Below are 13,696 nucleotides of genomic sequence, written 5' to 3' on the forward strand. Positions count from 1 at the left end.
ATGATGACGCAGGAGCTGTTCAGAGAAGACGCATACGCAAAAGAGTGTGTCGCCAGGGTAGTTGCGATCAAGGAAAACGCTGTATTGCTGGATAAGACGATATTTTATCCTCTGGGCGGTGGGCAGCCCGGTGATACGGGGGAGCTGGAAAGCCGGGATGCCCGGATCTGGAAAGTGATAGACACCCGCAAAGACCCGGACGGCGAAGGAATCTTACACATTCTGGACAGCTTAGAAGGCCTGACGGAAGGTATGGAACTGACGCTTCGCATTGACTGGGAGCGCCGTTATGCGCACATGCGGATGCATACCTGTCTGCATTTATTGTGTTCCCTGATAGAAGCGCCTGTAACCGGAGGCAATATATCCGCGGACAAAGGTCGCCTGGACTTCTATCTGGATTATTCTCCCGACAAAGAAGAGTTGGAAAACCGAATTAACGCATTGGTCACAGCGGGTCATCCTGTCAGTTATCGTTGGATTACCGATGAAGAGCTAGACGCCCAGCCAGAGCTGGTCCGGACATTGTCCGTGCAGCCGCCAAGAGGCGCAGGCCAAGTTAGGCTGGTGAGCGTGGATGGCGTTGATTTACAGCCCTGCGGCGGTACTCATGTAAAAAACACCGCTGAAATTGGCCCTGTTGTGATCGGGAAAATCGAAAATAAAGGCAAGGGTAATCGTCGGATAAACTTGGCATTAGTGAGCGTGTGATTATGTTGAAGAGGGTCTTGTCCTGCATCGGCTTAGCCGCCTCGTTGGCGATCAGCATATGCTCCCAGGTATGGGCTGCGCCCTCTGTGGTGGATGTTTCCACGTTGCAATGTGAAGTCACAGACAACGCGCCTCGTTGTGACGATAAAATTCAGTTCGATATGGGGTATGAGCAAGAACTACGCGAAGGTCGCTGCCGGTATCGTTCCCTGGAGGGACTGCCAGTTGGCGACCGTTGGTTTGATCGCTGCGTCGACGGTTTTATTGGCGCTTATGCGCAGGTATGTCTTGTGGGGCAAATGGGGCGCTTGGGTTGTGGGGCGATCAACCATAGCGGCGAGATCGTTATTCCGCTGGTGTATGACCACATAGAAATTACTCCTCATAGCGCTATCGTCGCCGTCAATTACAACGGAAAATGGGGCTTTTTTAACCTGAATGAAGACCGTCTGCTGCTGGCGCCTCAGTTCTCACGCATCACCAGTTTTAGCGAAGGCCTGGCCTATGTGGAGACGGAGAGTGAGGACATCACTGAGCCGGGCTGGATCATTAACGAGCAGGGCTTACGCGTGGCTTCCGTACCGCGCAAGATTCAGGTGGCGGGCCGCTTTTCTGATGGATTGGCTCCCGCTCGTTCGGATACATTGTGGGGGTATATCAACAATAAAGGCGAATGGGCCATATCGCCGCAGTTTTATTATGCTGGGGAGTTTTCCTCTGGTTATGCCACAGTCTTAGCGATAGACAAACCACAGCAGTGGGCGATTATTGATGTTTCCGGCGCCGGAGCCCTCTTTTTTGAAGGCGGTCAACATCGAGTTGGAGAGGTTGTCGGCGCTGCTGTGGCGGTGACCTTTGGTTGCGAGAGCGAGCCGGCTGTGGCGACCAGCGTGAGGTGCAAACGCATGTGTCTGGAGCTGAACAACCCTGAGCCGAAAGCCGCCTGTACAAAAGTAATTGAAACCCGTTGAAGGGGGCTTCACAAGCTTGTGAGATATCTCCTACATGTAGAGCAGACATATAGTATTTTTTTCGCTTCTCAAGATTACTAATATTTAACCCGCAAGATGCACTGACGGACGTAAGGATGCGAGGAAAGGAAGCGACAAGGACGATGAACAGCCATAGGAATCGGCAAGGGAAGCGTTCAAATCTCAAGGCGCAGCAAGGAATGCTGCGCCTTCTTGCGTTTTAAGGGCGCAATACGGGGAAAACGACATCGTCTTACGAGACACGGGCGAATGTCTCACAAACCAGGCAGAGAAAGCTTATTTTGTGGCCCATCGAGAATCCGTATTATGTGAATCGTAAGGAGACGAAAGCGAACACCCAGGGATTGGGAAGCAAGGATGCAACAAGGATGATGTCTTCACCGCAGGAAGCGGTCAGGGAAAATAGGGAAATTTGAAAGGCGCGGCTGGGAGGCTGCGCCTTTTGTTTTTTTGGGAGATATTTTTCCTTCGATCTTGGGCGAATGTCTCACAAGGCAAGCAGAGAAAGCTTATTTTGTGGCGCCCCATGAATCCGTAATATGTGAATCGTAAGGAGACGAAAGCGAACACCCAGGGATTGGGAAGCAAGGATGCAACAAGGATGATGTCTTAACCGTAGGAAGCGGTCAGGGATTATAGGGATATACGAAAGGCGCGGCTGGGAAGCTGCGCCTTTTGTCTTTCTGCGTTTCAATTGTCGCAATCGTCTTTAGACTCCAACACTTCCTACCGTCTCGTTCCTACCTATTGCGGACTGCTCCAGCAGCGCAAGTATCGTCACCGCTAGCGCGATCGCGACGATCAGAAACAAGCCAAGCCCCGAGAAGCTGCTGCTGAATACCGCAACCACCAGCACGCTGGCCAGCACCCAGGCCCAGTCGAGATATACAATCCATTTTGAAAACTTGTCCTGCCAGGCGGGAGAGCGCGCAACGAGAAAAACATCCACCGCCCATATCGCCAGCCCTATACCTAATCCTATGTAAACCTCTGTCGCCAGTCCGCCCACCTTGGCCGCGAACCAGGATGGGAACAGTATCAGATCAATCGCCAGAAGCAGTGAAAGGGCTGCATTGACATAAAGTGTTTTAGCCAGCAATTGGCGATTTTTTACTTGGGTCATAAGTCTTCTCCTGATTGAGGTGTCTGCGGGTTTATTTTTGAAGCAGGGACTAACGCTAAACAATTACCTCTGAGGTAATGGCGGACAGTTGCTTCTGATGGGCATATTGGCCAAATTGAGGCGGGTGAAAGCGCAGCCTTAATGAAATCAGTGTCGGGAGTAATAGTTATGAGCGCATTTGGCGTTAAGTTACGGGAGCTGAGAGAAGCGCGACGGCTCAGTCAGCTTGAGCTTTCTATGGAAGCAGAGGTGTCTTCGCGACATATCAGTTTTATGGAGACGGGTCGCTCCAAGCCCAGTCGAGAGATGGTGCTGCATATGGCGCGAATATTGGGAGTGGACATGACGACGACCAATAGTTTGCTGACGCTGGCTGGATACAGTCAGGTGTTTGGTGAGAGGCGTCTGGATGCGGCCTCCATGGCCCCAGTGCGCAAGGCTTTGGCGCAACTGATGCAGTCGCACATGCCGTATCCCGCTGTGGTGTTGGATAGACATTACAACCTGATTCAGGCGAACGCGGCCCAGCAATTTATGATGCAACGACTTATGGTCGCCGGTATGGCGATCAGTGAGACGCCGAATTTCATGAAGGTCTTTCTGGCTCAGGATGGACTGAGGTCTTTTGTTGATGACTGGGAGTTGCTGGCCTGTCATATGCTCCAGCGTATTTGGCGAGAGCATACGTTGGAGGCGGGTGCTGCGGAGGATGAAGCGTTTATTGAGGAATTGTTGAGCATCGAAGGCATTCCTTCTGACTGGAAAAAGCGCAACCTGGAGAGTCTGGATAGCCCTGTCATCAACTTCAATATCAATCTGGACGGTGTGAAGCTGAGAATGTTCAGCTCGATCTCCAGCTTTGGCGCGCCCTTGGATATCACGGTCAGGGACATTCGCATTGAACATTTCTTTCCGCTGGATGAGCCCACTGAAGCCTATTGGCGCAGCCATTGTGGAGGGCTTTAGGTCGGTTTCACTGCGCTTCACCGCCTTCTATTGACGGAAACGGGCTTTCTGTCTAGAGTAAAAGCTCTAACTCGTTTGTTACGTTATGGCTTGCCCGGAAAGTGACGTTTTTCGGTTGTAGCGATACACGTAATCAAGCAGCGGTATAACAACAACTCAGGGTGGGTGGAGCGTGAGAATTCAGCAACTCAAGAGTCAGGCGATCAGCCGCGCCAAACGGCTGTATGTGGCGACCATGATGCAGGTGGTTGGCCGTGCGTTGCAGGCGATTTCCCAGGAAGATAATGAAATCCAGCGGGAATTGTCGGCTTTCCCGGAAAACTTCACCTTCGCCATGAAGGTATTGCCCTCGGGGCCGGGGCTGATGCTGCGCAAAGCGGCGGATGGCTCATTTATTTTCTTGTCCGACTCCGATGGTGAGGCGGATTTAACCATCTATATCAAGCACATCGAACATGCCTTCCGCATGCTTTCATTCCAGGAAAGCACAGCGACCGCGTTCGCCAATGACCGTATGGTGGTGGATGGCGATATTTCCAGCGCGGTGCGGATGGTGCGAGCCTTGAACCGGCTGGAGGCCTTTATCCTGCCGAAGCTGGTGGCGGAGATGGCGATTAAAGAGTATCCCTCTATAACACTCCCGGAAAAACTCATTCAGGGTGCGCGGATATATCTGCGTGTAGCGACCAACTTTTTGTCTGAGCAGAGGAAAGCAGCATGAGCAAAGGGTATTACGAATTTTTTTGCCCGGTCAAAGTGATCGCGGGCGAGGCTGCGCTGGAGCATATTCCTTTTGAACTCAGCGCATTGGGCGTATCGAATCCATTAATGATTACTGACAAAGGCGTGCGTGGCGCGGGACTGTCGGATTATGTGATTACCGCCTGCAGCGAAGGCGGTGTGGAGATGGCGTCCATTTTTGATGATGTGCCGCCGGATTCGTCGACTGAAGTGGTGCGCAATATCGCCGCTGTGTACCGAGAACAGGGGGCGGATTCCATCATCGCCGTCGGTGGCGGATCGGTGATCGACACCGCGAAAGCCGTTAATATTCTGGTTTCCGAAGGGGGCGACAATCTGGCCAAGTACTCTGGCGCCGGCGTGTTGAAGCGTCCGCTCAAGCCCTTCTTCGTCATCCCCACGACAGCGGGCACTGGGTCGGAAGTCACCTCGGTCGCAGTGATTGCCGATCGGAAAAAAGGCGTTAAGCTGCCTTTCGGCTCACCTTTCCTGTTGCCAAATGCGGCGATTATCGATCCGCGCATGACGCTGACATTGCCCGCGCACATCACTGCGGCCACGGCGATGGACGCGCTTACCCATGCAGTTGAAGCATACACCTGTATGGCCAAGAATCCGCTCAGCGACGCCTATGCTTTTTCCGCCGTCAAGAAAATCAGCGAGCACTTGTTGGAAGTGATGGATAACCCGAAAGATCCGCAAGGTCGTCTGGAACTGGCGCAAGCTTCAACTATGGCGGGCATCGCGTTCTCCAATTCTATGGTGGGATTAGTACATGCGCTGGGGCATGCGCTGGGAGTTATTTGTCATCTGCCACATGGGATGTGCATGAGTTTGTTCCTGCCTTATGTGCTGGAATACAACCTGCGTAAAGGCAAAATTCGCGAGCCGTTGGCGGAGTTGTTGTTGCCATTGGCGGGAGCGCGGGTATACGCGAATACGCCGCCGGAACAGCGTGCGAGACGGGCGGTCGCTGCGATCAGAGAACTGCGCGATGAGCTGTTCGAGCGTTGTAAGCTGCCGCGAACTTTGAAGGAAACCGGCAAAGTGAGTCTGGATCTGCTGCCGAAAATCGCAGATGTGGCGATGGACGATGGGTCTATTATTTTCAATCCGGCGGAAGCGGACTTTGAGGAAGTGCTGGAAGTGCTGAAGAGCGCTTGGGACGATATGTAAACAGTAAGAGCCCGGCTGCGGAATGATCCGACAGCCGGGTGTGTATTTTTGCGAGTCGCCGTCTTAGGTGGCGATCACTACTCGCACGGCGTCTAGCGTCAGCTGCGCGCCTTTCAGGTATTTCTCCAGGGTTTCCGTTTGCTGGATGAGGAAATCAATCTCATCCTGACGGATATTCGGATTCACCTCCGCCAGCGCTTTCAAACGCTCAATTTCTGTTTGCTGGGATTGCAGCATCAGGGCGATAGAACGCTCTACCAGCTCGCTTTTCTGCGCCGCCGCGGTTTTTTCCGCTTTGGTGATCAGTGGTTCTATTTGCGGGCGGGCATGACGCACCAGATCCTGAGCGGTGCGCTTGGGCACATTTTCCCCCAGCTGCTGCAAGTGAGCGGCAGTCAGGATTTTGCCCAGCTCTTTGCCGCTGCTGTCGATTAGCAGGCGCACCGGTTCTTTCGGCAGGAAGCGGTAAAGCTGCAATGCCTTCGGCGCAGGGCAGTTGAGGCGGAAAATGGTCTCCACCATCAGGGCTCCTGGTTGCAACGGCGGCAGTTTGATGGTGCAGAGCCCGGTGTTGCCGAACTCGCCGCACAGGATCATATCCATAGCGCCGGTTATGATTGGGTGCTCCCAGGTGAGGAACTGCATGTCGTCGCGGCTTAACGCCAGATCGCGATGGAAGGTCGCGGTGACGCCATCTTCCGGCAATCCTGGGAAGTGGCTGCACTGCATATGATCTCCAGGGCGGAAGATATACGCGCGTTCGCTGTGCTGCTCCTGGTCCACGCCATATTGGCTGAAGACGCGCTCAATGTAGTCTTCCAGCTCTTTGCGGCGCTCGTCTTCTGCGATCTGCTCAACCAGATCGTTCGCTTTCAGCGGGTCACAGGAATTGAGTTCCAGCAGTGGATCGCGGCCTTGTTGCAGCTCCTGCAGCGTTTCTTCTGTGAACTGGTGGGTGTCAGCGATCAGTTGATTGAATTCATCCCGATCATCCGTTTGCTCCAGCTCGCTTTCCAAGCGCTCGGCGAAGCGTTGGTAAATCGCCGCGCCAGCGGGGCAAGGGCGACTGAAGGCGTTGATGCCTTCGTTATGCCAGCGTAGCAGGCGTTCCTGGGCGGAGTTTTCGAAGAACGGAACGTGAATATTCACATCGTGGCGTTGTCCGATACGGTCCAGTCGGCCAATGCGCTGTTCCAATAAGTCCGGATTTTGCGGCAAGTCGAACAACACCAGGTGTCTGGCGAACTGGAAATTGCGTCCTTCACTGCCAATCTCTGAACAGATCAGCGCCTGAGCGCCGTATTCGTCGTCCGCGAAATAAGCGCCGGCGCGATCGCGCTCCAGCAAAGACAAGCCTTCATGGAATACGGCTGTGCGGTAGCCGCCGCGTAAACGCAGGAAGTCTTCCAGATCCAGAGCGGTTTCCGCGTGAGCGCAGATCACCAATACTTTTTCCAGACGATTTTGTTTCAGCCACTGCGCCAACCACTCCACGCGGGCGTCGGTTTTAACCCATTCCGCGCCCAGCAGACGCTCGGGGTGCAGCCGTTGCTCCAGGTTGGCGGAGGCGGTCAGGGCGGCGAGTTCTTCCGGTTGGGGCAGCGGGTGTAAATGCAGGACGCGCTGTGGGAACCCTTTGATGGCGGAACGGGTGTTGCGGAACAACACTCGGCCTACGCCGTGTTGATCCAACAGCTTGCGCACGGCGCGTTCGACCCGGTGCAGGGCTTCTTCCTGGCTGTCCTCGTCGGCGTCGACCTCGAATTGCTGTAGTTCCGTCAGCAGCGTGTCCACCGCATCCTGTCCCAGGTAGCCGGCCAGCTTCGCCTGCACATCCTTGGAGTCCAGCAGACGCTTTGGACCGCTTTCACCCAGCAACTCTTTGACTAGGTCGTTGACTGGCTGATACTGGCTTTCCTCTTCCCGGAACCGCTCCAGATCATGATAGCGGGCGGGGTCCAGCAAGCGCAGACGCGCGAAGTGGCTTTCCAGGCCCAGCTGTTCTGGCGTCGCGGTCAGCAGCAACAGGCCGGGCGCCTTCTGCGCCAGTGCTTCGATGTGGCTGTAGGCGGGACTCTGTTGTTCTGGCGACCACTTCAGATGGTGCGCCTCATCCACGACCAGCATATCCCACTGGGCGTTCAGGGCGTGTTCGCGCCACTGTTCGTTGTCAGTGATGAAGTTCAGGCTGCAGAGCACCAACTGAGAACATTCAAATGGATTTTCCTCGCCGGACTCGGTCAGCGCTTCGCAACGCTCATTGTCGAGGATAGAGAACTGCAGATTGAAGCGGCGCAGCATTTCCACCAGCCATTGGTGCAGCAAGCTTTCCGGCACCACGATCAGCACGCGCTGGGCGCGTCCGCTCAACAGCTGGTGATGCAGGATCAGGCCCGCTTCAATGGTTTTACCCAGTCCGACTTCGTCCGCCAGCAATACCCTGGGGGCGTGACGGTGCGCCACTTCGTTGGCGATGTACATCTGGTGGGGCAGAAGTTGCACCCGCGCGCCCATCAGGCCGTAGCCCTGGGTCGCCTGCTGGCGGGTTTGGTAGCCGAGGGTTTCCTGGCGCAGCAGATAACTGCTCAGTTTGTCGACCTGACCGGAGAACAGGCGATCTTTCGGGCTGACGAAGTGGACGAAGCTGCTTAACTCCAGCTCCGGCAGTTCGACTTTGCGGCCTTTTTCGTCAAGCGCCTCATAGATCAGATAGCCTTGTTGCTCCATCACCCCGGCGACAGTGTATTTCTTCTCGTCATTATCGCTGACGTTATCGCCTACCTGATACTGCACGCGGCTTAAAGGCGCGTTGGCGGCGGAATAGGTGCGCTGCTCGGTGGCGGCGGGAAAGCTGATGGTGATTCTGCGATTATCGTTTTCGGTGATGATGCCGAGGCCTAGTTCAGGCTCAGTGTTACTGATCCAGCGCTGGCCGATCACAAAATTCGGGGTACTCAATTTACTCATTCTCGCTGTATTTAACGGTGTGCTTCCGTCGTGGCGGGAGAGGGCGCGTAGGCTCTCCCATGACGCAACGGACACTGATTGCGGGCGGCGCGCGGTGACGAACAGGCGCAGTCCGGCGCAAGGGCGTTATGGTATCACTGCTGGGGATCTGTTTCCTGTTCGCTTTTTGTCAATGAGCGCGCATTTTTTCCAGTTTGATCCGCGCGGCGACTTTATCCTGCAGTCCTTTCCAGGTAGTCACGCCCTGGCTGCGGGCCTTTTGCAGGCAGATTAACGCTAGTTCAGCGGCGGCCATGGCGTCGCAGGCGGCATGATGGCGTTGATCGTTATATAGGCCGAAATAGTGGGACCAGTCGTCCAGGCTGCGCAGATGGGAGGGCGCTTCCGGACATAGCGCTTTCAGCCATTCCGCCACGTCGTAGAATGGCAGCCGGCAACTGACGCCCAGATGCGCGCGGGCTTCTTTTTCCAGCATGGCCTTGTCGAAGGGCGCATGAAAGGCGAGCAGGATGGCTCCGTGCGCATAGCTAAGAAAGGAATGAATCGCTTCTTTGGGCTGTACGCCCTGGCTGAGGGCTTGGTGGGACAGGCCGTGAATCAGAATATTGTCGTTTTCCAGGCGTGCGTCAGCATTGATCACCAGTTCGAATGTCTGTTCCAGGCAGATGCTCAGGCCGTCGATTTCCACTGCGCCGATAGCGATCACCACATCTTTTTTTGTGTTAAGGCCGGTTGTCTCCACATCCGCCGTTACCCAGCGTATATCCTCAAGCGCCTGCCCCGGCGGAGGCGGCGACCAGCGCGTGAGGGCTTTGACGTCCGCGTCCATGGAAAAAAAGTCCGTTAATTGATCCAAGGTCATAATTGATAACTCCAGGCGAGCTTCCTTTGTAGTCGTTGGGCCTGGCGGCATGCTTCTTTCAGAATGCGCTGGTCGAGATCGTTGAGCGCATTGGGCGCCACCAGGTTGGTCAGTTCCTTGCCTTCCCGCTTGCAGTGCAGGTGATGTCGCAGGCGCAGCAGTTGAATGAAGTCGAACGCTTCTTCCCAGGCGCGCGCATCCCGGGTTTCCAGAACATTGGCTTCGCTGAGCTGGCGCAGCCGATAAATGGTGTTGGAGGCTTCCACTCCGTGTGCGAGTGACAGGACTCGGGCGGCGTCGACAAAGGGCGTCAGCCCCTGCTTTTTCAGGTCCACGCCTTCCAGGCCATGCTCTTTACGGGTGACGAATCCTTTGAATAATCCCAGTGGTGGCCGGTGCTCCAGCGCCGCCGTGGCCAGCATGCGTTGAAACAGTGTGTGCTGCTGGATGCGACGACGAATAGGAGCGAACATGCGGCTCGCTAGCGTCGCATCGCCCCACTGCGTTCTCAGGTCGAAGAAAATGCAGGAGTTGAGTACGTTCTGCGGCGTCGCGGCGTCAATAAAGCCATTGAAGCGCTGCTCCCACTCCTGCGCGCTCAGACACAGTGTGGGGTTGCCCGCCATGATATTGCCCTTGCAGAGTGTAAACCCACACTGATCCAGAGCCGCGTTGATGCGCGAGGCCAGGGGCAGCAAACGCTGACGGGCCGACTCCCACAGGCGCGAATCCTCCAGCTCGAAGATGATGCCGTTATCCTGGTCCGTCAGCAGGGTTTGCTCGCGCCTGCCGGCGCTGCCGAACGTAATCCAGCTAAACGGCACGCCTGGGTCGCCTTGTTCTTTGATGATCAGCCGGATGACCTGACGGGTGCTGTAATCGTTCAGCAGGGTCACAATATGGTTGAGCTGCTCGGCGCTGGCGCCGTGGGCGATCATGGTTTCCGCCAGACGCGCCACATCGCTCTGCAACGCCGCCAAAGCGTCTACAGAGGGCGCGTTCGCCAGCGTGCGGGCGATATGCACCAGATTGACCCGCTGCAGGGAAAACAGGTCGCGTTCGGAAACAACGCCCAGCAGTTTGTCATTCTCCGCGATAAGAACATGGGCGAAATGATGTTTCGCCATGATCAACGCTGCTTCAAAGGCGGTAGCGTCCGGCGACAGGGAAATCGGGTCCGCGTTCATGCGACTGGATATGGGCGCATCCAGATCCGCGCCGGGATCGGCGATAAAGCGACGCAAGTCTCTTAACGTAAATATGCCGATGGGTTTGCGATTGGCGTCCGTCACCACCATGGAGCCGACGCCTCGTTCATCCATGATCCTGACCGCTTTGCGAATGCTCAGCGTCGGCTCGCAATGTACGGCCTGACGTTCAATAAACTGACTCAGCGGCGTATTGAGAGAATAGTCTTCGCCCAGGGTGGACTGCGCTTGCGCCTGTATCTGCCGGTTGACCTGGTCCAGCAGGCTGCTGACCCCGCGCAGACAGAAGTCGCGGAATACCGGGCAGACCGCCAGCATGCGGGAAAAGTGCTCTTTGCTGCAGGTAATGCAGAACGTGTCTTCCTGAGCTTTGTGTAACGTGCGGGTAGGGCGTTCGCCAAGTAGCGCCGCTACCGGGAAACAGGCGCCGGGACCGATGTCGAATGTGGGGAGTTCATTGGCGTGACGGTAGCTGTCGCGTTCGCCGACGATATACCCCTGCTTCACGATATAGAACTTCTCCGGCGCGCCATCTTCTGGTCCGATGATCGGCGCGCCGGCGGGGAAAAACTCGATGCTGGATTTTTCCAGCAGCGTCGCCAGTGGGCCGTCGTCCATTTGCTTGAAAGGAACGAAGGCGCGCAGAAAATTCATCAGGGATCGGATGTTCTGAGGGATGGCGCTGTCTGCGCCAGAGGCTTCCGCCAGCGACATCCGGGAAACTCCGTTTGGCGTGTTGTCAGGGGATGAATCGGACATAGGGGCGACCTTTTTTAAACTTATTTATAAATAGGCGCGTGTTCCTAAACTATACGTCTTTAGTTGTACTGCGTCCCGCCGCCAGGCTTGGCGTAGATCAATTTGCATGAGAAAAACGGCGAGGGCGCATCGCCACTGGATCGAAACGCCGGGCCGGCCAAGGTTTAGACTAAGGTCGGGGTTTTACGGTATGGGGCCTTTGCTACTATAACGACGGGACTAGCTGGGCTATTCCCGCGAGCATAGGGAGGGCCCCTGAGTTTTCAGAGGTTCTTTTTGTGCCCCGGTCGTATAGACACTACCGGGAACGACCTTCAATGGTGTGTGAACGCTGAGTGATGGACGTTATTGTCCATGTTAAACCGGGATAGGCAGGTGGAATCTCCGCTGGCCGCCCGGTATTTTTTTTCGGTATGCTTCCCTTCCGTTGTTCTATCATCCCCTGTCATTCTGGAATCAGCACGGGTTCAACCCCATGTGCGCCTTGGTGTTGTATTATCACACTCAAAGCCTCGAATTTTTGTAAGTGAAGGAGCCTCATTGTATGAGCAAAAAATTTCATCTGGCCATTGCCGTCATCGATATCGAGCAGTCGGTGGAGGAGTACAACGAAAGGCTGGGGCGTCCCGCTGATGTTGTGGTGCCGGGTGAATATGCGCTATGGCGCACCAAGGAGCTGAACTTTTCTATTCGTAAAACCGCGCCAGGCGAAGGCGGGCGTTTACGTCACCTGGGCTGGGAAGACTCCGAGGCCAAATTCTTCACCTGCGATAAAGATTGCAACGGCATTTTGTGGGAAGAGTTCTCCGCTTCGCAGCAAGCGGCGGAAATAAAGTCCGCATGGCCGGAGACGGATTACAAGCCGGGCAAGAACAAAGACAAGAAGAGCAAAAAGAACAAGCTGGACGAACCGCCTGAAGAGCCCGCCTCGTAACCGAGAGGCTGCAAAATCAGTCTTTCGGAATGAATCGCAATCCTACCCCTTCATTCTCAATTCTCACTACTTCGCTTTCCACCGATTGACCGGGTTCTCCGGGCAGATCCAGTACGCGAATCTGCACTTTCATGTGTAATTCAGGCGTGGTTTCTTCGGCGATGATAACGAAGGCCCCGCCATCGGAAACATCCCGGGTCCGGGTTTCGATAACGCCCAATTGCGGGCTGGATAGCTCAACCCGGAAATTGGCTTTGATGCGGGGGGAGTTACGCTTTTCTCTACTCATAACAACATTGGGCTCGCTGCGAATTCATGTCAGGCGGACGCGGACTTCTTATCAGTGTAGACCACAAAATGAGCGAGAGGGAGAGAGAAGAGGCATGCTGGGACTGCGCACGCCTCGTTAGATCGGCTGGTTTTCACTAGCAGGTTAATCCGCCGTTACTCCTCTCTTTTCTTTCACCTGCCAGGAAAAACGGCGGGACGCTTTTCAACAAACGCCTGCACGCCTTCCTGCTTGTCAGCGCTTTCGAATGTGCGCCTAAAGGCTTTCTTCTCCACTTCCAGCGCTTCATCAGTAGTGCGCCCGTAACTGGCGTTGATGGTGTGTTTGCACAGGGAAATAGCCACAGGAGACTGACTTTTACATTGCAGCAGGATATCCCGGGCGGCGGCCAGCATGGCGTCGGCGTCGGCGAACACGCGGTTGACCAGGCCGATTCGCAGCGCCTCACCTGCGTCGATGCGACGGCCGGTGTAGATCAGTTCGCGAGCGCGTCCGGCGCCGACGAAACGGCTCAGTCGCACGCAGCCGCCAAAGCAGGGCGTCAGGCCTAATGAGACTTCCGGCTGGCCAAACTGGGCGCGCTCGGTGCAATAAATGAAGTCGCAGGCCATCGCCAGCTCACAGCCGCCGCCAAGGGCGTAGCCGTTCACGCAGGCGATGACCGGAATGGGCAGCGCCTCCAGTAAGGAGGTGATCTCCTGTCCCTGGGCGGCGAATCGTTCGCCTTCTTCAGGAGACATTTGCTGCATGGCGGCGATATCCGCGCCAGCGATGAACGCTTTTTCGCCTGCGCCGGTCAGAATCACGCCGCGGACAGGGAAACCCGGCTCCTGCAGTCGCAACAGAATGGCTTTTAACTCGACAAAAAGCTCGGGCGATAAGGCGTTCAGTTTATCTGGGCGGTTGATCGTCAAGGTCGTGACGCCGTTGACGCTGGTTTGTTGTATTAGTGCAGTCATGATCAATCT

The 13,696-nt window shown here is 55.5% G+C and carries 12 protein-coding genes; 6 read left to right on the forward strand and 6 right to left on the reverse strand.

Features of this window, described 5'->3' with window-relative positions; all coding sequences use genetic code 11:
* Both ACQYWX_RS07575 and ACQYWX_RS07580 read left to right on the forward strand, forming a co-directional pair.
* Positions 1 to 711, forward strand: coding sequence for an alanyl-tRNA editing protein (locus ACQYWX_RS07575; protein ID WP_431688379.1), 711 nt, complete (start codon positions 1 to 3; stop codon positions 709 to 711).
* 2 nt (positions 712 to 713) lie between these two features.
* Complete coding sequence (locus ACQYWX_RS07580; protein ID WP_431688380.1) at positions 714 to 1,682, forward strand: WG repeat-containing protein; 969 nt, start codon at positions 714 to 716, stop codon at positions 1,680 to 1,682.
* A gap of 730 nt (positions 1,683 to 2,412) precedes the next feature.
* Here ACQYWX_RS07580 and ACQYWX_RS07585 read toward each other — a convergent pair.
* Positions 2,413 to 2,826, reverse strand: a complete 414-nt coding sequence (locus tag ACQYWX_RS07585; RefSeq protein WP_431688381.1) for a hypothetical protein — start codon at positions 2,824 to 2,826, stop codon at positions 2,413 to 2,415.
* Positions 2,827 to 2,994: 168 nt separating this feature from the next.
* On the opposite strand from ACQYWX_RS07585, the gene ACQYWX_RS07590 reads away from it, so the two are divergent.
* From ACQYWX_RS07590 to ACQYWX_RS07600, 3 genes are all read left to right on the forward strand, one after another.
* Positions 2,995 to 3,792, forward strand: coding sequence for a helix-turn-helix domain-containing protein (locus ACQYWX_RS07590; protein WP_431688382.1), 798 nt, complete (start codon positions 2,995 to 2,997; stop codon positions 3,790 to 3,792).
* Positions 3,793 to 3,964: 172 nt separating this feature from the next.
* Entirely contained in the window at positions 3,965 to 4,513 is a 549-nt protein-coding gene (locus ACQYWX_RS07595) for a hypothetical protein (RefSeq protein ID WP_431688383.1), read from the forward strand.
* Positions 4,510 to 5,709 carry an iron-containing alcohol dehydrogenase gene (locus tag ACQYWX_RS07600; RefSeq protein WP_431688384.1) on the forward strand — a complete coding sequence of 400 codons (1,200 nt, stop codon included), beginning with the start codon at positions 4,510 to 4,512 and terminating at the stop codon, positions 5,707 to 5,709. The genes ACQYWX_RS07595 and ACQYWX_RS07600 overlap by 4 nt, the downstream gene beginning before the upstream one ends.
* Positions 5,710 to 5,772: 63 nt before the next feature.
* Here ACQYWX_RS07600 and rapA read toward each other — a convergent pair whose 3' ends face one another.
* From rapA to ACQYWX_RS07615, 3 genes are all read right to left on the reverse strand, one after another.
* Entirely contained in the window at positions 5,773 to 8,676 is a 2,904-nt protein-coding gene (gene rapA, locus ACQYWX_RS07605; RefSeq protein WP_431688385.1) for an RNA polymerase-associated protein RapA, read from the reverse strand.
* Positions 8,677 to 8,845: 169 nt separating this feature from the next.
* Entirely contained in the window at positions 8,846 to 9,538 is a 693-nt protein-coding gene (locus ACQYWX_RS07610) for an exonuclease domain-containing protein (RefSeq protein WP_431688386.1), read from the reverse strand.
* Positions 9,535 to 11,505 carry a putative nucleotidyltransferase substrate binding domain-containing protein gene (locus ACQYWX_RS07615; protein ID WP_431688387.1) on the reverse strand — a complete coding sequence of 657 codons (1,971 nt, stop codon included), beginning with the start codon at positions 11,503 to 11,505 and terminating at the stop codon, positions 9,535 to 9,537. The genes ACQYWX_RS07610 and ACQYWX_RS07615 overlap by 4 nt, the downstream gene beginning before the upstream one ends.
* 544 nt (positions 11,506 to 12,049) lie before the next feature.
* Here ACQYWX_RS07615 and ACQYWX_RS07620 point away from each other — a divergent pair.
* Entirely contained in the window at positions 12,050 to 12,439 is a 390-nt protein-coding gene (locus ACQYWX_RS07620) for a hypothetical protein (protein WP_216734850.1), read from the forward strand.
* Positions 12,440 to 12,455: 16 nt separating this feature from the next.
* On the opposite strand, the gene ACQYWX_RS07625 is transcribed toward ACQYWX_RS07620, so the two are convergent.
* Positions 12,456 to 12,728: a PilZ domain-containing protein gene (locus ACQYWX_RS07625; protein WP_216734849.1), complete on the reverse strand. Its 273-nt coding sequence runs from the start codon at positions 12,726 to 12,728 to the stop codon at positions 12,456 to 12,458.
* 173 nt (positions 12,729 to 12,901) lie between these two features.
* Positions 12,902 to 13,687, reverse strand: a complete 786-nt coding sequence (locus ACQYWX_RS07630) for an enoyl-CoA hydratase/isomerase family protein (protein ID WP_431688388.1) — start codon at positions 13,685 to 13,687, stop codon at positions 12,902 to 12,904.
* Positions 13,688 to 13,696 lie beyond the last annotated feature (9 nt).

The sequence above is a fragment of the Hahella sp. NBU794 genome, assembly GCF_050749805.1.
In the GTDB taxonomy this organism is placed as follows: domain Bacteria; phylum Pseudomonadota; class Gammaproteobacteria; order Pseudomonadales; family Oleiphilaceae; genus Hahella.